Here is a 20,282-nt window from a genome sequence, read left to right as displayed (position 1 = left end):
TATTTTTTTGGTATAATAGTAGAGAAAAAGGTGAACATATGAAAAAAATACTAATTGTAGATGATGAGAAACCAATCTCGGATATTATCAAGTTTAATATGACCAAGGAAGGTTACGAGGTTGTAACTGCTTTTAACGGTCGTGAAGCGTTAGAGCAATTTGAAGCAGAGCAGCCAGATATTATTATTCTGGATTTGATGCTTCCAGAAATTGATGGTTTAGAAGTTGCTAAGACCATTCGCAAGACAAGTAGTGTACCTATTATTATGCTGTCGGCTAAAGACAGTGAATTTGATAAGGTTATCGGTTTAGAGCTTGGAGCAGATGACTATGTAACCAAACCCTTCTCAAATCGTGAGTTGCAGGCGCGTGTTAAAGCTTTGTTGCGTCGTTCTCAACCTATGCCAGTAGATGGGCAGGAAGCAGAAAGTAAACCTCAACCTATCCAAATTGGGGATTTAGAAATTGTTCCAGACGCCTACGTGGCTAAAAAATATGGCGAAGAACTAGACTTAACCCACCGTGAGTTTGAGCTTTTGTATCATTTGGCATCGCATACAGGTCAAGTCATTACGCGCGAACACTTGCTTGAGACTGTCTGGGGTTATGACTATTTTGGTGATGTCCGTACAGTTGATGTGACTGTCCGACGTCTGCGTGAGAAGATTGAAGATACGCCTAGCCGACCAGAGTATATCTTGACGCGCCGTGGTGTAGGGTATTACATGAGAAATAATGCTTGATTTACTGAAACAAACCATTTTTACCAGAGATTTTATCTTTATCCTGATTTTGTTAGGTTTCATCCTTGTTGTGACTCTTCTATTACTGGAAAATAGACGTGATAATATTCGATTGAAGCAAATCAATCAAAAGGTTAAAGATTTGATTGCAGGAGATTATTCCAAGGTTCTTGATATGCAAGGTGGGTCTGAAATCACCAATATTACCAATAATTTGAATGACTTGTCGGAGGTTATTCGTCTCACTCAGGAAAATCTAGAACAAGAGAGTAAGAGACTAAATAGTATTCTTTTTTATATGACAGATGGGGTTCTTGCGACCAATCGTCGGGGGCAGATTATCATGATTAACGATACAGCCAAGAAGCAACTGGGGCTGGTTAAAGAAGATGTTCTGAATAGAAGCATTTTAGAATTGCTCAAGATAGAAGAAGACTATGAATTGCGTGATTTAATTACCCAAAGTCCAGAATTGTTGCTAGATTCCCAAGACATCAATGGCGAATATCTGAGCCTTCGAGTTCGCTTTGCCTTGATACGTCGAGAGTCTGGCTTTATTTCAGGTTTGGTGGCTGTTTTGCATGATACGACGGAGCAGGAGAAGGAAGAACGCGAACGAAGACTCTTTGTTTCCAATGTTAGCCATGAGTTACGGACTCCTCTGACTAGCGTAAAATCCTATCTTGAAGCCTTGGATGAGGGAGCTTTGTGTGAAACTGTAGCACCAGACTTCATCAAGGTGTCTCTGGACGAAACCAACCGTATGATGCGCATGGTGACGGACCTCCTTCATCTTTCACGGATTGATAACGCCACTAGTCACTTGGATGTGGAACTGATTAACTTCACTGCCTTTATTACTTTTATCCTCAATCGTTTTGACAAGATGAAAGGACAGGAAAAGGAGAAAAAATATGAGTTAGTGAGGGATTATCCTATCAATTCTATCTGGATGGAAATTGATACAGATAAGATGACGCAGGTTGTCGACAATATTTTAAATAATGCCATTAAGTATTCGCCAGATGGGGGTAAAATCACTGTCAGAATGAAGACAACTGAAGACCAGATGATTTTATCCATTTCTGACCATGGTTTAGGCATTCCTAAGCAGGATTTACCACGTATCTTTGACCGTTTTTATCGTGTGGATCGTGCTAGAAGTCGTGCCCAAGGTGGTACTGGTTTAGGACTAGCTATCGCTAAAGAGATTATCAAACAACATAAGGGCTTTATTTGGGCTAAGAGTGAATATGGTAAGGGATCAACCTTTACCATTGTGCTCCCTTATGATAAGGATGCAGTGAAAGAAGAAGTATGGGAGGACGAAATAGAAAACCAGAATGAGTGAAATAGGCTTTAAATACAGTATTTTAGCGTCGGGATCCAGTGGAAATTCCTTTTATCTGGAAACCCCAAAAAAGAAACTTTTAGTGGATGCAGGCTTGTCGGGCAAGAAAATTACCAGCTTACTTGCTGAAATTAATCGCAAGCCAGAAGATTTGGATGCTATCCTGATTACGCATGAACATTCTGACCATATTCATGGAGTAGGTGTTTTAGCTCGCAAGTATGGTATGGATTTGTATGCCAATGAAAAGACCTGGCAGGCTATGGAAAATAGCAAGTATCTTGGCAAGGTGGATTCTTCGCAAAAGCATATCTTTGAAATGGGCAAAACCAAAACCTTTGGAGATATCGACATCGAGAGTTTTGGTGTGAGCCATGATGCAGTCGCACCGCAGTTCTATCGCTTTATGAAGGATGATAAGAGTTTTGTCCTTTTGACAGATACAGGTTATGTTAGTGACCGTATGGCAGGGATTGTCGAGAATGCAGATGGTTATCTTATCGAGTCCAATCATGATGTAGAGATTTTGCGAGCAGGTTCTTACGCTTGGCGACTCAAACAACGAATCCTATCGGATCTTGGTCACCTTTCTAACGAGGACGGTGCTGAAGCCATGATTCGGACGCTAGGAAACCGCACTAAGAAAATCTACCTGGGACATTTGTCTAAAGAGAACAATATCAAGGAGCTGGCTCACATGACCATGGTCAATCAGCTAGCACAAGCTGATCTGGGAGTCGGAGTGGACTTTAAGGTTTATGATACCTCACCAGATACCGCAACACCATTGACAGATATATAAAGAGGCTGGGAAAAAGTCTTTAAAATTAAAGGCTCTTTGTCAATTGTAGTGGGTTGAAGAAAAGCTAAGCTCGAGAAAGGACAAATTTCGTCCTTTCTTTTTTAATGTTCAGAGCGATAAAAATCCGTTTTTTGAAATTTTCAAAGTTTCGAAAACCAAATGCATTGCGTTTGATAAGTTTGATGAGATTATTGGTCGCTTCCAGTTTGGCGTTAGAATAGGGTAGTTGAAGGGCGGTGATGCTTTCTTTAGAAAGATTCTAATAAAAGCCTGAAAGCGAGGATAGGCTAGCTTTAGATTCTTCTCAATGAGTACGCAAAACCTTACTTTAGAAGTAAAACTGTAAGAGATTATAGTGGTACTTTCATTCTTCTTAGCAACTCAAGAGTGTCTCTATAATCTTTTTAGTAGGTAAGCACATACGAAAAGTCGGCGATACAATAGTTTACTACTATGATATTAGCAGAGTTTGATGACTATGTACTCATGAAATCTTTGATTAAATTGCTTCATGGCTTGGCATGACTTACAACTTGCATTAAGTATTGAAGTAGAACAGTCTGGTGGACTGCTTTAGCCGGGATTTAGGAATATAATAACAAATGGTAAAAAAGATTAAGAACGATTTTAGCGTCTAGGGCTTAGTATGAGAAAAAAGTTTTCAATATCAAGCAGTTGTGATAAAATGTAGTTGTTCCATATGATTCTTTTTAATGAGTTGTTTGATCGCTTTTCATTATAGGTCGTATGGGGCTTTTTTCTACACAAAAATAGGCTCCATAAGATCCATAGGGATTTACCCACTATAAATATTACAGAGCCTTTTTTATTAGAATGGCAATTTCCCGGCGAAAGCACCTAATTTTTTCTTAGTCGTTTCATCGATTTGTTTAAGAGCAGAGTTGATGGCTTGAACGGTCATATCAGAAAGGGTTTCGAGGTCTTCTGGGTCAACGACAGCTGGATTGAAGTCAATGCTGACAACTTTCTTATCTCCAGTTAAGGTCGCTTGAACAAGATCTTGAGCAGATTTGCCAACAAATTGCATAGCTGCAAGTTCAGCTTGGCTTTGTTCCATTTGTTTTTGAAGTTTTTGTGCTTGACGCATCATGTTTTGCATGTTCATCATGGTGATTTACAGTTTCCTTTTATCTTATTTTCTTTCCTATTTTATCAATTTTGGGGTTAAAAGTCTAATCTTTTTCTGAGAGAATCTAAGAATTGTGCTTGGGGTAACTTCTCAAAGTAACTTCCATTTAGCTAGCCGAAGTGGAAATTAGTCTAAAACGGATTCTTATGGTGGAATTAAGTATGAGACGTTTGAGTTAGAAATGAGGTCCACTATGACAAAATATAAATACCTTACCCTTTCAGACCGTAATGATATCCAACTAGACTTAGGGCGCGGTGAAATCTTCAAAGCTATCGGGCAACTTATTCTAAAAGACCCGACTACTGTTTCTAAAGAAGTCAAACGAAATAAACAAATTAGAGACTCTACCTCTAACAACCTTTCTTGCCCTCTACTCGATAAAGCTCCCTTTGTCTGTAACGATTGCCACGATATGAAATTGTTCAAAATGAGTCGCAGAAATATTGGACAAGCTGGTAAAATCTTAGCAGACAGTGGTTATCAAGGGATCATGAAGATGTATTCACAAGCGTAAACTCTGAGGAAATCAAACAAACTTAAGCCACTAACTCTTGAAGATAAATCCTATAATCATATGCTATTTAAAGAGAGAATTAAGGTTGAGAATATTTTTGCCAAAGTAAAAACGTTTAAAATGTTTTCAACAACCTCTCGAAATCGACGTAAACGATTTGGATTACGAATGAATTTGATTGCTGGAATTATCAACTGTGAACTAGAATTCTAATTTCGCAGGAAGTCTAATAAAAAACTTTGTACTCTGGAAACCATCGCATGGTTAGCTAGAGTGCAAAGTTTTTTTGAGTCTGGAATATGAAAACAGCAGTTGATTTCAAGAAATAAAAAAGAACAGCCGAAGCTGTCTTTCTATCATTATTTGAGACCGTATTTTTTGTTGAAACGATCCACGCGTCCATCTGCTTGAGTGAACTTTTGACGTCCAGTGTAGAATGGGTGTGAGTCTGATGAAATTTCCACACGGATCAATGGGTAAGTTTCGCCTTCGAACTCAACTGTTTCGTTAGAGCGTTTTGTTGAACCGCTAAGGAATTGGTAACCAGTAGTTGTGTCCATGAAGACAACTGGGCGATATTCTGGATGGATATCTTTTTTCATTTTGCAATATTTCCTTTCTGCCATGGTCTCTTTGCGAGCCATAGATTGTTACCTTACTAGTCTATCAGATTCTGAAAAGTTTGGCAAGTATTTTATCAGTTTTTAAGCAAGTTTTTTAACTTTTGGTAGATGATTTCGTTTTCTTCTAGGCTATAGGAATTAGCACCGCTTGCCAGAGGGTGGCCTCCACCATCATGTTCTTTGGCAATTTCATTGATAGGATGGATTTTACTGCGTAAGCGAACGCGGTAGTGGTCATCAGCCTGCTCCACAAAAACTCCCCAGAGACTGACGCTGTCAATACGTCCAGGTGCACCGACAATGGCTGCAGTTTCAGCATCGGTGACATTGAATCGTTTTAAGATTTCCTGACTCAGGATAACACGAGCAGCACCATTTTCATCCACTTCCAGATGGTCGTAGATGTAGCCTTGCAGTTTAGCAATTTTGTAACTCATAGTGTCCATTTTGCGAGTGAGAGCCGCAAAGTCAAAGTTCTGTTCTCTCAAATAAGCAGCAAGGCGAAGAGTTCGTGCAGTCGTAGAAGGGTAGAGGAAGCGACCTGTATCACCAACAATTCCTGCAAAGAGCAACTCAGCAGCGCGATCTGACAAGGACAGTTGAGTTGTTTCTGCAAATAAGGTAATCATCTCACTAGCGCTACTTGAACTAGTATCCACCCATGATAGGTCACCGTATACATCATCATTTGGATGGTGGTCAATTTTAATGAGAAAATCACCTTGAATATAGCGTTTATCATCAATACGAGCAGTATTCGCCGTATCACAGACGATGACAAGTGCTCCCTGGTAGGCACTATCTTCAACAAGATCCATCTCAGCCATCCAAGTAAGAGTTGGTTCATCAAAACCAACTGCTTTGATGGTTTTTTCTGGGAAATGATGTTTGAGAAGAGCTTTCAATCCCACCTGACTTCCCAAGGCATCAGGGTCTGGTTTCATATGACGATGAATGATAATCGTGTCGTATTCTTTAATTTTTTCTAAAATTTGATGGCAAATGTCCATAAATAACCTCAATTCTTTCTCATTTCATTGTAGCACAAGAATTTTTATTTTTAAAATGAAAAAGATGTGATATAATGGAGAAAGATAAATTGAGGAGGACGATATGGCATTAGCAAAAATTGTATTTGCCAGTATGACCGGTAATACCGAAGAAATTGCAGATATTGTAGCAGACAAATTACGTGACTTGGGCTTGGATGTCGATGTTGATGAATGTACAACTGTTGACGCTTCAGACTTCTTGGAAGCAGACATCGCTATCGTTGCGACCTATACTTATGGTGATGGAGAATTGCCAGATGAGATGATGGACTTCTACGAAGACCTAGCTGATCTCAATTTGAATGGTAAAATCTACGGAGTGGTTGGTTCAGGTGACACCTTCTACGATGAATTCTGTAAGGCTGTTGATGACTTTGATCGTGTCTTTGTGTCAACAGGAGCAGAAAAAGGTTCAGAGTGTGTTAAAGTTGATCTTTCTGCCGAGGAGGAAGATATTGAACGCTTAGAACAATTCGCAGAAGAATTGGCTGCTAAAGTAGGATAAGCATAAACGTGCGCTGATGCAATCAATCAGTGCATTTTTCTTATCGTGACTTGGGATTTTACTAGCCTATTTAGTGGCTTTTTGATACAATAATTCAAATAAAGGAGGAGACTGTATGGATTTAGATAGTATTCGTCAAGAAATTGATCAAATCGACGACCAAATCGTCAAGCTCTTAGAAGAACGAATGCATTTGGTTGAGGGTGTAGTTGCCTATAAGAAAGCTTCAGGTAAACCGATTTTAGATACTAAGAGAGAAGCGGTTATTTTTGAAAAGGTTAGAAGTCGTGTAGAGGACAAGCGCTATCAGGAGACTATTGTCGCGACTTTTTCGGACATACTCAAACGTTCGCGTGATTATCAGGATAAAAATATCAAATGAAAAAAGAACAATTTTATCCGCTAGGGATTTTTCTAGCTGCTATGTTGGGCGGACTTGTCCGCTATCTAGTTTCCACTTGGTTACCAGCCAGTCCAGATTTTCCTTGGGGAACCCTTCTTGTTAACTATCTAGGTATTTTCTGCTTGGTTTATCTTGTCAAGGGCTATCTGGTCTATAAAGGAACCAGTAAGGGCTTGGTTTTAGCACTAGGTACAGGTTTTTGCGGAGGTCTAACAACCTTTTCCAGTCTCATGCTTGATGTTGTAAAACTGCTTGATACAGGGCGCTATGTTAGCTTAGTCTTGTATCTCATTTTAAGCATTGGTGGTGGCCTGCTCTTAGCCTATTGTCTGGGGAGGAAGAAATGGTAATGGTCTATCTTGCAATTGCTTGTGGTTGCGGAGCTTTAGTGCGCTATTTCTTTTCCCGCTATAATCAATCTTCTAAATTGCCACTTGGAACGCTTATAGCAAATCTTTTAGGGTGTTTTTTGATTGGATTATTCTACAATCATGTGGAGTCTAAGGAAGTCTATGCTATTCTAGCAACAGGATTTTGCGGAGGTTTGACAACTTTTTCGACCTTGAATGACGAACTCCAAAGGTTGCTAAGTGATAAGAAGGTTTTTTATTCTTACCTGACTTTGACTTACCTAGGTGGTTTAGTTGCGATTTTTTTAGGAATTCTGCTATAAATTTCTTTACTTTTTTGTGGAAATTTGGTAAACTGTATCTTGTGTGTAATGGACGCACAAAAATACAGTTTATCCGCTGAGGAAGATTCCTCAAGATTGACAAAGATAGGAGAATAAAATGAATCCATTAATCCAAAGCTTGACTGAAGGTCAACTTCGTACTGATATCCCATCATTCCGTCCTGGTGACACTGTTCGTGTACACGCGAAAGTTGTCGAAGGTAACCGTGAACGTATCCAGATTTTTGAAGGTGTTGTTATCGCACGTAAAGGTGCTGGCATTTCTGAAAACTACACAGTTCGTAAAATCTCTAACGGTGTAGGTGTTGAGCGTATCTTCCCAATCCACACTCCACGTGTTGAAAAGATCGAAGTTGTTCGTTACGGTAAAGTACGTCGTGCGAAATTGTACTACTTGCGTGCTCTTCAAGGTAAGGCAGCTCGTATCAAAGAAATCCGTCGTTAATTCGACTAAAAAACTCTGCTCATTTAGCAGAGTTTTTATCTAGCTCCCTTAGTTCAATGGATATAACAACTCCCTCCTAAGGAGTAGTTGCTGGTTCGATTCCGGCAGGGGGCATGTAATTAGATACTAAAAACCGCTCAGCTGAGCGGTTTTCGTATATTTTTCCCTTTTACAGTACCCATGTACGGATGGCATGGGCAACGCCAGATTCATCATTAGATTTAGTGATGTATTTGGCGATTTTTTTGATTTCTGGATTTCCATTTTCCATGACAACGGGGTTGCCAACGACTTCCAGCATGGCACGGTCATTTTCTTCGTCCCCGATCGCCATAGTTTCATCTTTGGTCAATCCGAGTTTTTCAGCTAAGTGAGTAATGGCTGAACCCTTGTCAACATTCTTTTTAAGGAGTTCGAGGTAGAAAGGAGCAGATTTGTTGATAGAGTAGCGTTCGTAAAATTCGGCTGGGATTTTTTCAATCGCAGCATCGAGGATTTCTGGCTCATCTATGAACATACACTTGACAATTTCTTTGTCAGCCATTTCTTCAGGTGTACGGTAGAAAATTGGCATGCTGACGAGGGTTGATTCGTGCACTGTGTATTTTCCGATATTGCGATTGGCTGTGTAGATGCCGTCCTTGGTAATAGCGTGCATGTGGACACCGAGCTTACGACTGAGAAATTCCATATCAAGATAATCCTCATAAGTCAAGGATTCGCTGATAATCTCATGCCCTGTAGCAGTTTCTTGGACAAGGGCACCATTGAAGGTCACAACATAGTCACCCTCGTCTCTCAACTGTAAGTCGTCCAGAAGTTTGGCAACACCTGCGATAGGGCGGCCAGTTGCAATGACGACTTTGACACCAGATTCTTTGGCATCTTGGATGGCAGAAAAGACTTCAGGAGTAATTTCCTTTTGGCTATTGACTAGGGTTCCGTCAATATCGACGGCGATTAGTTTAATACTCATAAATTTCCTCTTCTAGTTTTTATTTGAGTTAAAATGATCGTTCTCAATCAAGTGTAGAAATTGTTGGGTAATGCTTGCGAAGATACTGTTTTGGTCCAACATTTCTTTCGGGAAATAAAAACGATTATCTCCGTGACGGCTACCAGCAAGGGATTGGACAATAGGAGACAGGCTAGAGAGTTCGGCTAGTTCTCCATTCTTTTGTAAAATCTCAATCTGTGTCCGTGGATTTTCAGATTCGGGACGATAGATATCATAAGGGAGGTCAAAGTTCTTATGAATAGCAGTGTAGTAGTCGGGATCAAAGCCGATATCCTCAACCAATTTTCTCATGCTAGCGAGTTGGTCTTGATCTTCTTGTGAAAAGGTAATGGATTTAAAGACCTTGCGGTTGACAAAGCGTTGCGACAAATCTGCGAGAATCTTGTCAGGACTGGTCATCCAGAGTTGGAAGTAGGTATTCATCACACCATCATCCAGAGCTAGATAGTCAGACAAGGTCACATTTTTTTCAAAGAATGGCAGGAGGTGTGGAGAAGTTCGTGCAAAGAAGTCCTTGTCCTCAGGATAGAGTTCCTTGGCGCGTTTGAGGAGATTCTGCAGGAGAACTTCCATAGCGCGTGTTGCTGGGTGGAAATAAACCTGCATGTACATCTGGTAACGACTGAGGACGTAGTCTTCGATAGCATGCATGCCATTGCGCTGAAAGGCGATACCATTTGCGACAGGACGAATGACTCGGAGGATGCGAGTCAGGTCAAATTCCCCATAAGATGCTCCCGTAAAATAGGAGTCACGCAAGAGATAGTCCATGCGGTCTGCATCAATTTGACTGGAAATGAGTTGCACGACCTGCTTGTTAGGATAGGTATGGTCAATGACACTGGCAACCTTTTCTGGGAAATCAGGTGCCACTTGTAGCAGGACTTGATGAATTTCCGTCTCAGGACTTTGGATAATCTCCTGAGTAATGGCTTCATGGTCTGTATCAAAGAGATGTTCAAAAGTATGGGAGTAGGCACCATGCCCAAGGTCGTGTAGGAGAGCAGCGGTCATGGTCAAGAGGGACTCGGCAGGATTCCATTCTTCTGGATATTTTTCTTCAAAAATCTCTGTGATGCGTCGTGCAATTTCATAGACCCCTAGACAGTGGGAGAAGCGGCTGTGCTCCCCACCGTGGAAGGTATAACTGGAAGTTCCCAGTTGCTTGATCCGGCGCAAACGCTGAAATTCTTTTGTATTAATCAAGTCATAGATGATTTGATTATCGACATGGATGTAGTTGTGAACTGGGTCACGGAATACTTTTTCGTTCATATGACCATTATAGCAAAAAGCTAGAGTTTTTGGTAAAATAGTAGGACAAGAGACAAGAAAGAGGACTTGATGTGAAGATTAGGATGCGAAATACGATTCAGTTTGATGAGCAGTTGGAAGTGATTGACCAGCTTTATGACGTGGAAGTGCATGAAAAAGGAGATTATAGCTACCTGCTTTTCTATAATGGGGAAAAGGAAAAAGTGGTTATTAAATTTCATGGTCAAGAACTTGTGATGAGCCGATTTTCCAATCCCAAGACCATTATGCGCTTTTTAAAGGATAGTGATAGTTTAGCCTATATTCCCACACCTATGGGCATGCAGGAGTTTATCATCCAAACGAGCCATTATGAAGTTGATGGGCAAAAGATTCATTTAGATTATCAACTACAAAATCAAGAGGGACAACCCTTTGCCAGCTATCAATTGGAAATTACTTGGGGCTAGGCTCATGTCTTTTTCAAATTTAGCTAGCTATCTTCTTGGATTGGCTCCCTAGTGTGGTAGATTAGGGATAATATCCAAATTTCATACAGCAGTTATATTGTTATGTACATAGAGATTAGTTTTGTACTAGTCTCTTTTTCTTTATTTTACCGAATTTCACGAAGACTATTGGTTGGATAATCCTCTCAAATATGGTATACTCATTACTGTAAAAGGAGATGGATGCCTAGATGCTGAAAACACAAGAAATTGCCGATAAATATGGTATAACAAGACAGACATTGAATAATTGGATGCAAAAAGGAATAATTTCCCAACCTCGAAAAAATAATCGTTCTGCTTATGAATGGGAAGAAGAAAATGAACAAGAGATTATGAGAGTAATTTCGGAAGAAACTCCTGTAAAATACCATGTTTCAAATAGAGAGTTATTAAAAATTGGAAATCGACGTTATCTTGGAAGTAAACAAAGGATGCTTGATTTCATATTAAAGACAGTGTCAGAAAATATTGGAAGTATCGATAGTGTAGCGGATATATTTGGTGGGACAGGTGTTGTTGCAGACTTATTTAGAAAACAGAATAAAAAAGTTATAGTGAATGATATACTCTATAGCAATTTCGTTTCTTTTCAAACTTGGTTTTCGAATGAGAATGTAGACATTCATAAAGTTTCTCATATAATTGATGAATTAAATAATTTACCTCCTAAAAAGGGTTATGTTTCTAAGAATTTTGGTGGTGCATATTTTTCTGAAGAAAATGCTGGAAAGATTGACTCAATTCGTGAAGAAATTGAAAAATATAAATCTGGTAACCAGAGAGAATATTTCATGTTACTAACCAGTCTATTGTATGCTATGGATAAAGTGGCTAATACTGTAGGTCATTATGACGCTTATAGGAAAAAAATGGATTATTGTAAGGAAATATATTTAAGAGTCCCTGAGTATAATGAAAACAATCAGAATGAAATTTATAATAAAGATGCCAATAAATTAGTTAAAGAAATTTATGCAGATCTTGTTTATATTGATACTCCATATAATTCCCGTGGCTATGAAAATGCCTACCATGTTTTAGAAAATATTGCTGAATGGAAAAAACCAGATGTAGAAGGTGTAGCGAAAAAAGCAGTCAATCGTTCAGAAAAAGGCTCGGATTATACAAAAAGTAAAGCTCCTCAAGCTTTTGAAGATTTAATTCTAAACATTAATGCTAAGTATATATTGGTTAGCTATAACAATATGAATAAAAAAGGTAATTCCCGTTCAAATGCCAAGATTTCAAACGAAGAAATAATTGAGATTTTATCAAAACGAGGTAAGGTTCAAGTATTTGAAACTGATTTCTCACCTTTCACAACTGGTAAGTCTAAAATTGAAAATCACAAGGAATTGCTATATTTATGCATAATTTCTCCAGAGAAAAAAAAAGAAAAAAAGTTAATTAAGAGCGCTCTTAACTATACTGGAGGAAAGTATAAATTACTTCCTCAGTTATTACCTCTTTTTCCTGAAAGCTACAATAATTTTATTGATTTATTCTCTGGTGGAGCAACGGTGGCAGTTAATCTTGCTAATATTAATAAATCAAAAACGAAAAAGTATATCGTCAATGATATAAGTGAGGAAGTAATTGATTTTTATAAATATTTGGGAAGTCAAAAAGATGTAACGGTATTTTTGGATAAAGTAGAGAAAGCTATAGAAGTTTATAAACTTTCGAACACACAGAAATATAGCTATGCTCACTACGGTGTAAACAGCTCTACAGGACTGGGGGCGTATAATAAAGAAGCTTTTCTAAAACTTCGTCAAGACTACAATAAGAAAAATTATAATAAATTTGATAAGGAAGTGTTATTTTATCTATTAATTGTATTTGGTTTTAACAATCAAATAAGATTTAATAATAAAGGAGAGTACAATCTTCCTGTAGGTAAGCGTGATTTTAACGCTAATATGAAATCTAAACTAATTACGTTCATTCAAGGTTTACAAAATTACAATTTTGTTATCCAATCTTGTGATTTTCGTAAAACTATGAATCAAGTAAATAAAGGAGATTTTGTATATGCAGATCCTCCTTATCGCATTACTACTGCCGCTTACAATGAAAATGGTGCGTGGACATTAAAGGATGATTTGGATTTGTTTAAGTATTTAGATAGCATAAACGATAAGGGAGCTTATTTTGCTCTTTCTAATGTTGTCATTCATAACAATAAAGAAAATAAAGAATTGATGAAATGGGCTTCAAAGTATAATTTACATGTATTAGATTACCATTACAATAATAGTAATTATCAGTCTAAGGCGAAAATGAGTAATACTGTTGAAGTCTTGATTACAAACTATAATTCGAAAGGTGATATATGAGGCTAAAAGAGTCAACAAGCATTTTTAATATGGGTGATACGAGTATTCGTGTTAAAGAAGTTGTCCCTATCTACAAACAGATTTTAAAAACTCTTCAAAAGCATAATCAGTCAAATCAGAAATGGAACAATGAAAGTCAAGCAAGTTTTTATTCATCAGTTTTAAGTGATTTTGCAAAAGTTGAAACAGAGGATGGAATTAACCTTTTTGGGAATTTGAATAGAAATGAAATAACTGGTTTAGACAAAAGAGGGAGAACTCTAACAAATGCTCTTGTGAAAATTGGTTTTATTAACTATGACAGAAAATTATCTCAAGTTGGGTTGAATTATATTTTTGAAACAGAGCAAGCTTTTGATAAATTAGAAGAACTTTTTGGTTTAACAATTGATAATCTTGTTTATTTTAGGCAATTATTGAAGCTTCGTATATATGATAGCAACTCTGATAAATACTTCTATAATTTCCGTTTTGCTCTTGCTTTTTTGAACAGATATAGTAAAGTTCCTGTTAAAGATTTTCTATGGATAGTAGAAAGCATTAAGCCAAACTTTTCAGAAGAAAAAATCAAAGCGATTATCAATAATTACCAATCTGTTTATGATAACAATAAAACTTTTGAACAGTATAGAGATGAAGAATTTGCTAATCATATATTGATCCCTGAAAGAGTGTCTGAAGCCCACAAAATGTTTGAAATTGAAGATTTTTCGGATGCAAACTTCAAAAAACTTTTTCCAAATCGAAAGAATAGTAATAAGAGTTTAGAATATAAAAGTTTTGTTCTTTCAATTATAAAATTTATAGAAGAAAAGACAGAACAGTCATTAGAAGAAATGATGAGTCTTTCTAAACAAGATGCTATTAAGAAAGCTTTTGGAGACGGTAAGGCTGTTTTCAAATATAAAAATAAAGATTCTATTCAAGAATTTATAACTAAAAACAGTGATAATTCATTGCTATCAGGTCAATATTTGGATATATATTATACGTTTGCATGGTCTAAGCATAATGATTTGATTAAAGAATACAGTGATATGTGTAAAAGAATATTTTCTTTATCTGGAGTAATCAGCTTTAATCAAGGAGTTGTATCGCTTGGTCAGCCTTGGATTTTCCCTAAACTTTTTTCTCTACTAAATGATAATTTTAATATATCTGGTGAAGAAAGTTATGAAGAATATGAAAATAATATAAAAAGTTCTTTTTATCAAGATATTTGCCTATCAGATATTTTAGAGTTATCTAATAGGCAAGTCTTAGAAATACAAAATCAGATTGCAGAAGAGTTTGGCATTCCTGATATTGCAAATATCAAACAATTTGTAGCAGACAAACAGGAAAGAGAATTTAGGGAATTTGTTGAACAGGAATTTGATATCACTAAAGTATCTGAAATTTTGAGTTTCATTTCTCAAAGAAATGATAAGAAGGTTCAAGAGCTTGTTACGGATAATGCTTTAGTTCCTACTATTTTCGAATATATATTGGCTATTGCATGGTATTATATATCAGGTAAGAGGTTTCAACTTAGAAAATCCATGCAGTTAACATTTTCTGCTGATAACCTACCACTATCACATGCTGGAGGTAATAAAGGGGATATTGAGATTGAATATAGCGATAAAATGCTTTTACTTGAAGCGACATTAATGGATAAATCAACTCAAAAACGTGGTGAGTTAGAGCCAGTTATACGTCATTCTGTAAATTTAGCATTATCTACTAATAAACCGTTGCAAACAATATTTGTAGCTAATGAAGTAGATGATAATGTAGTTAATATTTTTAGAGCTACATCATTTATTCAGTTGAATGGAACATTAACAAAAGGTAGTGTAAAAGGGTTAAATATATTCGCTTTAACGATTCCAGAAATTATAAATATTTTGGATAAGAAGATTAATGAGCAGAGAATTTTTGATAGTTTAGATGATTTTTCAGATATGGATCTTCACAGAATAGAAAATGGTTGGCGTGAAAAGATAGTGTCTGAAATTTTAGCATAGTCTGTAGGAAATTCGAGTAATTATAGGGTTTTGTATAAGATAATTTGATGTATAAAGGTTTGTATTCAATGATTCAAAGAGGCTCAGAGTTTAGAAAATGGGATTTACATATTCATTAATCAAGAATGAAGGTGAGATTTTAGCTAAAATTGAGACATTTGAGAAACAAAGGGACAACTTCAATAAGTTAAAAGAAGAAATTATTTCGAAATATAAGGAATACTCTAATATTAGAACTGAATCGTTGAATAATTTCAAAATTGAAGATGATAGTGGAGATAATTTAAAGATTTCAGTCAATTTCTCTTTAATTGATTTAGATACTGAATTTGATTATGTGAGTGCTCGAGGTCGTTCGAAGCAAGACTTTATAGAAAAAAATGATAGATTCTTTTGATGAAGTTGTCGATTCAGTATTTTATGAGGATAGTCTTGTATTTAATGGAAACAGGGACAAATTCAGTCATATTGAACATTTCTTCACTACTAATTTTTACGAATATAGTTTTGAGATTGAATATCAAGGTGATAAATTTGAGCAGATGTCTCCTGGTAAAAAAGCGTTTATTGTATTAAAATTAATATTAGAGTTTTCAGATAGTAAAATCCCCGTATTAATTGACCAGCCTGAAGATAGTTTAGATAACAGAGCAATATATAGTGAATTGACAAAATACATCAAAAAACTAAAAAGAATCGACAAATAATCATAGTTACTCACAATCCTAATATAGTTGTATCTGATGATGCGGAAAATATTATTGTAGCTAATCAGCAATCTGATAATTCTCCGAATCAAAATGGTAAGAAGTTTGATTATGTAAATGGTGCTTTAGAGAACCGTAATAATGATTCTACATCTGAATTCATACTTCAAAAATACAACATCAGGGAACATGTATGTGATATTTTGGAAGGTGGAGAAGACGCCTTTATTAAGAGGGAAAATAAATACAGTATTAATGGCTGATAATAATTGTATTAATTAAAATGGAGAGCATTAATTTATAAAAGACACATGTTTATTTCTAGCAAACAGACTTTTTAAGGAGTTAGGATTGGTCATTGGACTGCCGGGTAATGTGTGGTATAATAAAAGTTATGGAAATTGAAAAAACCAATCGTATGAATGCGCTCTTTGAATTTTATGCAGCGCTTTTGACAGATAAGCAAATGAATTATATCGAGCTCTACTACGCTGATGATTACAGCCTTGCTGAGATTGCCGAGGAGTTCGGCGTTAGTCGTCAGGCTGTCTATGACAATATCAAGCGAACAGAAAAGATTCTGGAAGATTATGAGATGAAATTGCACATGTACTCGGATTACATTGTCCGTAGTCAGATTTTTGACCAGATTTTGGAGCGCTATCCCAAGGATGACTTTCTGCAGGAGCAGATAGACATTTTAACAAGCATTGATAATAGAGAATAAGAGGAAGAAACATGGCATTTGAAAGTTTAACAGAACGTTTACAGAACGTCTTTAAAAATCTACGTAAAAAAGGAAAAATCTCTGAATCTGATGTCCAAGAGGCAACCAAAGAAATTCGCTTGGCCTTGCTTGAGGCCGACGTTGCTTTACCAGTTGTGAAGGACTTTATCAAGAAAGTTCGTGAGCGTGCAGTCGGGCATGAGGTCATTGATACCCTTAATCCTGCGCAACAAATTATTAAAATTGTAGATGAGGAACTGACAGCTGTTTTAGGTTCTGATACGGCAGAAATTATCAAGTCACCTAAGATTCCAACCATCATCATGATGGTCGGTTTGCAAGGGGCTGGTAAAACAACCTTTGCAGGTAAATTGGCCAACAAACTCAAGAAAGAAGAAAATGCCCGTCCTTTGATGATTGCGGCGGATATTTATCGTCCTGCGGCTATTGACCAGTTGAAAACTCTGGGGCAACAGATTGATGTGCCTGTCTTCGCTCTTGGGACAGAAGTTCCAGCTGTTGAGATTGTACGTCAAGGTTTGGAACAAGCCCAAGCCAATCATAACGACTATGTCTTGATTGATACGGCAGGTCGTTTGCAGATTGATGAGCTTTTGATGAATGAGCTTCGCGATGTGAAAGCCTTGGCTCAGCCAAATGAAATCCTCCTCGTCGTTGATGCTATGATTGGTCAAGAAGCGGCCAATGTTGCGCGTGAGTTTAATGCTCAGTTAGAAGTCACTGGGGTGATCCTTACTAAGATTGATGGGGATACTCGTGGTGGTGCGGCTCTATCTGTTCGTCACATTACTGGAAAACCAATCAAGTTCACTGGTACAGGTGAAAAGATTACAGATATCGAAACCTTCCACCCAGACCGTATGTCTAGCCGTATCCTTGGCATGGGGGATATGCTCACTTTGATTGAGAAAGCTTCTCAGGAATACGATGAGCAAAAAGCCCTTGAAATGGCTGAGAAGATGCGTGAGAACACCTTTGATTTCAATGATTTCATCGATCAATTGGATCAGGTGCAAAACATGGGGCCAATGGAAGATTTGCTCAAGATGATTCCAGGTATGGCCAACAATCCAGCCCTTCAAAACATGAAGGTGGATGAGCGTCAGATTGCTCGTAAACGTGCCATTGTGTCTTCGATGACTCCTGAGGAGCGTGAAAATCCAGATTTGTTAAATCCAAGCCGTCGCCGTCGTATCGCTGCTGGTTCTGGAAATACCTTTGTTGAAGTCAATAAATTCATCAAAGACTTTAACCAGGCTAAACAGCTCATGCAAGGTGTCATGTCTGGTGATATGAATAAGATGATGAAGCAAATGGGAATCAATCCAAACAACCTTCCTAAAAATATGCCAAATATGGGAGGAATGGATATGTCTGCTCTTGAAGGAATGATGGGACAAGGTGGTATGCCTGACTTGTCAGCTCTCGGAGGAGCAGGAATGCCAGATATGAGCCAGATGTTTGGTGGAGGTCTAAAAGGTAAAATCGGTGAATTTGCCATGAAACAATCCATGAAACGCATGGCCAATAAAATGAAGAAAGCGAAGAAGAAACGCAAGTAAGACAAGAGATTGAGCCAAATAAAGCAAATATTATAACAAAATGCATAGTATCAAGGTTTATGTGAATACCTGATATTATGCGTTTTTTGATTTTAATAATTTTGTTAAGACACTTTTATTATGATATACGAAAAAGAGTCTGGGACAAAAGTCTAACCTTAAATATAAAAAGCGAACAAAACAAGTTATCTGACACTCAGAATTCTGTCTTGTTCGCTTTTTTGTCTAACCTATCGATTTTAAAAATTTATAATAAAGAATTCCTAAAATCAAAATCTTTTTGTCCCAGACTCTTAGGTGTATTTAGATTCTTAATCTTTATTTTCGTATGGCAAGATCAAATTCAAGATGATTCCTGTCATAGCTGATAAGGCAGTTCCTGAAAGGGTAACTGGACCGAGTTTAAGGATAGCTCCTCCAAGTCCAAGAACCAACATAGCACTTGCGATGATGAGGTTACGCATTTGAGCGAAGTCAACACGTTCTTTAATCAAGACTTTCAAACCGTTGCTGGCGATAACTCCATATAGAAGGATTGACATACCACCAAGTACAGTTGACAAAGAGCCAAAAAAGGAACCATAAAGGTTCCTAAAAACTATCATTAGTAACTTGCACCGGCTGTAGCGTCTGCGCCACCACCGTGGCCTCCAGCATCACCTGCATCAGAAGCTCCAGATGTTGCATCTGCTCCGCCATGTCCTCCAGCAGGAGCTGCAGCATTTCCACCAACTAGACGTTGACCAGTTGTTTCTAAGTACCAATCAAGCCATGGTTGGAAATTAAAGATAATTTCATTAATTCCAGCATATGAACCATCTGGGTAGTACATTGCCTTGTAGTTATGTGTATTAATAACACCTTCTGGTGTTCCTGGTACAATTGTACGGACATATTCTTGATCTCCGTTACGTAGTACACCGACAACCCATTCAACGTTTTTCATTCTTGCAGGTGGTAGAGAAGCATGTACTGTTCCTAGTCGGCTACCTGCTTGAACGCGCACACGTTTACCATACATTGTGTTTGGATCTTGGTGGGCGTTATTGTAGTACAAGAATTGGTTATTATCATCCGCATATGTCAACTCAAATGGCATTGCCTTCAAGAACATATCAATTTGGTTAACTGTCAAGATACCGTGGTCTAATTTAACGTAAGTATCTCCAGAAACAGCTCCAACAAGCTCAGCTGCTTTTTCTACCCATTCAGGATCATCAGGGTCAACTCCTTGAATGGTAGTTGCGATTGGATTTGTACAATATAAATCTTCTGGTGCGATTGGTTTTGGTTTTTTCAATTTTGAAACGACTCCCACATATTTCACAAAGTTGTCTAAACATGTTTCAAGGAAATTAATAGTTCCTTCATTTGTGATATTCCCATTAACATCAAAGGCTTCTTTAGCTTTACCGAGAAGGAATTCATTTCCTGGAAGTGTGTAGGCATTGACACCTGGAGCATCAAGAATCTTACGAAGGTGAACTTGGGCACGAGAAGTACCTTGGTCGTAGTAAGAAGCACCTACAATCATGACTGGCTTGTTTTCAAATGGATGAACTTCGTATGAAAGCCATTCAAGAACAGATTTTAGGGAAGCTGAGATTGTATGGTTGTGCTCAGGAGTAGCGATGATAACACCATCAGCACGAGTAATTTTGTTATATAAATAACGTAATTGGAAACTTTCGTCCCATTTTTCGTCTTGGTTAAACATTGGAACTTCGTCAATTTCAAGAACTTCTAATTCAAATTTGAGTTTGAAGTGACGGCGGATAAATTCCAAGAGTTTACGGTTATATGATTGATCGTAGTTTGATCCTACAAGTCCAACAAATTTCATTCTTT

Annotated in this window: 21 protein-coding genes, 1 tRNA gene and 4 pseudogenes; 18 read left to right on the top strand and 8 right to left on the bottom strand. The window is 37.5% G+C overall.

The features are described 5' to 3' along the window. Positions 1 to 38: 38 nt before the first annotated feature. The 3 genes from yycF to HT689_RS01300 are packed head-to-tail and all read left to right on the top strand — an operon-like array spanning position 39 to position 2,896. Positions 39 to 743 (top strand): response regulator YycF, encoded by a 705-nt coding sequence (gene yycF / locus HT689_RS01310; RefSeq protein WP_050223087.1) that lies wholly within the window; start codon positions 39 to 41, stop codon positions 741 to 743. Continuing rightward, positions 736 to 2,094, top strand: coding sequence for a cell wall metabolism sensor histidine kinase VicK (gene vicK, locus HT689_RS01305; RefSeq protein WP_173226977.1), 1,359 nt, complete (start codon positions 736 to 738; stop codon positions 2,092 to 2,094). Before yycF ends, vicK begins: the two co-directional genes overlap by 8 nt. Further along, positions 2,087 to 2,896 (top strand): MBL fold metallo-hydrolase, encoded by an 810-nt coding sequence (locus HT689_RS01300; RefSeq protein WP_054384038.1) that lies wholly within the window; start codon positions 2,087 to 2,089, stop codon positions 2,894 to 2,896. Before vicK ends, HT689_RS01300 begins: the two co-directional genes overlap by 8 nt. A 64-nt stretch (positions 2,897 to 2,960) precedes the next feature. On the opposite strand, the pseudogene HT689_RS09625 reads toward HT689_RS01300, so the two are convergent. Together HT689_RS09625 and HT689_RS01290 are read right to left on the bottom strand one after the other, a co-directional pair. Beyond that, positions 2,961 to 3,329: pseudogene (locus HT689_RS09625) on the bottom strand (transposase); the annotation flags it as partial. Positions 3,330 to 3,725: 396 nt separating this feature from the next. Beyond that, positions 3,726 to 4,025, bottom strand: a complete 300-nt coding sequence (locus tag HT689_RS01290) for a YbaB/EbfC family nucleoid-associated protein (protein WP_173226979.1) — start codon at positions 4,023 to 4,025, stop codon at positions 3,726 to 3,728. A 214-nt stretch (positions 4,026 to 4,239) separates the two neighbouring features. On the opposite strand from HT689_RS01290, the pseudogene HT689_RS01285 reads away from it, so the two are divergent. Then, a pseudogene (locus tag HT689_RS01285) lies at positions 4,240 to 4,449 on the top strand (helix-turn-helix domain-containing protein); the annotation flags it as partial. 6 nt (positions 4,450 to 4,455) lie between these two features. Beyond that, positions 4,456 to 4,776: pseudogene (locus HT689_RS01280) on the top strand (transposase); the annotation flags it as partial. 146 nt (positions 4,777 to 4,922) lie between these two features. On the opposite strand, the gene HT689_RS01275 reads toward HT689_RS01280, so the two are convergent. Then, positions 4,923 to 5,165 carry a type B 50S ribosomal protein L31 gene (locus tag HT689_RS01275; RefSeq protein ID WP_000710764.1) on the bottom strand — a complete coding sequence of 81 codons (243 nt, stop codon included), beginning with the start codon at positions 5,163 to 5,165 and terminating at the stop codon, positions 4,923 to 4,925. A 95-nt stretch (positions 5,166 to 5,260) separates the two neighbouring features. After that, the gene (locus HT689_RS01270) at positions 5,261 to 6,196 is read right to left on the bottom strand and encodes a bifunctional oligoribonuclease/PAP phosphatase NrnA (RefSeq protein WP_173226981.1); all 936 of its coding nucleotides are present in this window, start codon (positions 6,194 to 6,196) and stop codon (positions 5,261 to 5,263) included. Positions 6,197 to 6,299: 103 nt separating this feature from the next. Here HT689_RS01270 and HT689_RS01265 point away from each other — a divergent pair, with 103 nt between their 5' ends. The 6 genes from HT689_RS01265 (at position 6,300) to HT689_RS01240 (ending at position 8,399) form a co-directional block, all read left to right on the top strand. Further along, positions 6,300 to 6,743, top strand: a complete 444-nt coding sequence (locus tag HT689_RS01265; RefSeq protein ID WP_001162128.1) for a flavodoxin — start codon at positions 6,300 to 6,302, stop codon at positions 6,741 to 6,743. Positions 6,744 to 6,858: 115 nt separating this feature from the next. After that, complete coding sequence (locus HT689_RS01260) at positions 6,859 to 7,125, top strand: chorismate mutase (RefSeq protein ID WP_173226983.1); 267 nt, start codon at positions 6,859 to 6,861, stop codon at positions 7,123 to 7,125. Further along, positions 7,122 to 7,496 carry a fluoride efflux transporter CrcB gene (crcB, locus tag HT689_RS01255; RefSeq protein ID WP_173226986.1) on the top strand — a complete coding sequence of 125 codons (375 nt, stop codon included), beginning with the start codon at positions 7,122 to 7,124 and terminating at the stop codon, positions 7,494 to 7,496. Before HT689_RS01260 ends, crcB (HT689_RS01255) begins: the two co-directional genes overlap by 4 nt. Continuing rightward, positions 7,490 to 7,819, top strand: coding sequence for a fluoride efflux transporter CrcB (gene crcB / locus HT689_RS01250; protein WP_173226988.1), 330 nt, complete (start codon positions 7,490 to 7,492; stop codon positions 7,817 to 7,819). Before crcB (HT689_RS01255) ends, crcB (HT689_RS01250) begins: the two co-directional genes overlap by 7 nt. Positions 7,820 to 7,937: 118 nt before the next feature. Further along, positions 7,938 to 8,285, top strand: coding sequence for a 50S ribosomal protein L19 (gene rplS / locus HT689_RS01245; RefSeq protein WP_001068669.1), 348 nt, complete (start codon positions 7,938 to 7,940; stop codon positions 8,283 to 8,285). Positions 8,286 to 8,327: 42 nt separating this feature from the next. Further along, a tRNA-Arg gene (locus HT689_RS01240) sits at positions 8,328 to 8,399 on the top strand. A gap of 55 nt (positions 8,400 to 8,454) precedes the next feature. Here the strand turns inward: HT689_RS01240 and yidA are convergent. Next, complete coding sequence (yidA, locus tag HT689_RS01235) at positions 8,455 to 9,261, bottom strand: sugar-phosphatase (RefSeq protein WP_173226990.1); 807 nt, start codon at positions 9,259 to 9,261, stop codon at positions 8,455 to 8,457. Positions 9,262 to 9,273: 12 nt separating this feature from the next. Next, complete coding sequence (locus tag HT689_RS01230) at positions 9,274 to 10,578, bottom strand: HD domain-containing protein (protein WP_173226992.1); 1,305 nt, start codon at positions 10,576 to 10,578, stop codon at positions 9,274 to 9,276. Between the two features lie 71 nt (positions 10,579 to 10,649). On the opposite strand from HT689_RS01230, the gene HT689_RS01225 reads away from it, so the two are divergent. From HT689_RS01225 to ffh, 7 genes are all read left to right on the top strand, one after another. Beyond that, entirely contained in the window at positions 10,650 to 11,027 is a 378-nt protein-coding gene (locus HT689_RS01225; RefSeq protein ID WP_173226994.1) for a DUF1934 domain-containing protein, read from the top strand. Between the two features lie 230 nt (positions 11,028 to 11,257). Then, complete coding sequence (locus HT689_RS01220; protein ID WP_173226996.1) at positions 11,258 to 13,408, top strand: Dam family site-specific DNA-(adenine-N6)-methyltransferase; 2,151 nt, start codon at positions 11,258 to 11,260, stop codon at positions 13,406 to 13,408. Then, positions 13,405 to 15,417: an AlwI family type II restriction endonuclease gene (locus HT689_RS01215; protein WP_173226998.1), complete on the top strand. Its 2,013-nt coding sequence runs from the start codon at positions 13,405 to 13,407 to the stop codon at positions 15,415 to 15,417. Before HT689_RS01220 ends, HT689_RS01215 begins: the two co-directional genes overlap by 4 nt. Before the next feature lie 97 nt (positions 15,418 to 15,514). Continuing rightward, positions 15,515 to 15,814: a hypothetical protein gene (locus tag HT689_RS09620; RefSeq protein WP_240148119.1), complete on the top strand. Its 300-nt coding sequence runs from the start codon at positions 15,515 to 15,517 to the stop codon at positions 15,812 to 15,814. After that, positions 15,798 to 16,124 carry a hypothetical protein gene (locus tag HT689_RS09615; RefSeq protein ID WP_240148118.1) on the top strand — a complete coding sequence of 109 codons (327 nt, stop codon included), beginning with the start codon at positions 15,798 to 15,800 and terminating at the stop codon, positions 16,122 to 16,124. Before HT689_RS09620 ends, HT689_RS09615 begins: the two co-directional genes overlap by 17 nt. A 394-nt stretch (positions 16,125 to 16,518) precedes the next feature. Continuing rightward, complete coding sequence (locus HT689_RS01205) at positions 16,519 to 16,851, top strand: putative DNA-binding protein (RefSeq protein ID WP_050208479.1); 333 nt, start codon at positions 16,519 to 16,521, stop codon at positions 16,849 to 16,851. Positions 16,852 to 16,862: 11 nt separating this feature from the next. Then, the gene (gene ffh / locus HT689_RS01200) at positions 16,863 to 18,434 is read left to right on the top strand and encodes a signal recognition particle protein (RefSeq protein WP_000863622.1); all 1,572 of its coding nucleotides are present in this window, start codon (positions 16,863 to 16,865) and stop codon (positions 18,432 to 18,434) included. 311 nt (positions 18,435 to 18,745) lie between these two features. On the opposite strand, the pseudogene HT689_RS01195 reads toward ffh, so the two are convergent. Beyond that, positions 18,746 to 18,988, bottom strand: a pseudogene (locus HT689_RS01195) (solute carrier family 23 protein); the annotation flags it as partial. Between the two features lie 50 nt (positions 18,989 to 19,038). Beyond that, positions 19,039 to 20,277, bottom strand: a complete 1,239-nt coding sequence (locus HT689_RS01190) for an NAD(P)H-dependent oxidoreductase (protein WP_173251738.1) — start codon at positions 20,275 to 20,277, stop codon at positions 19,039 to 19,041. Positions 20,278 to 20,282 lie beyond the last annotated feature (5 nt).

Source organism: Streptococcus sp. 2342 (assembly GCF_013276795.1).
Classification (GTDB): domain Bacteria; phylum Bacillota; class Bacilli; order Lactobacillales; family Streptococcaceae; genus Streptococcus.
The sequence above is the reverse complement of the archived record's forward strand: the minus strand, read 5'-3'. Positions and strand labels throughout refer to the sequence as shown.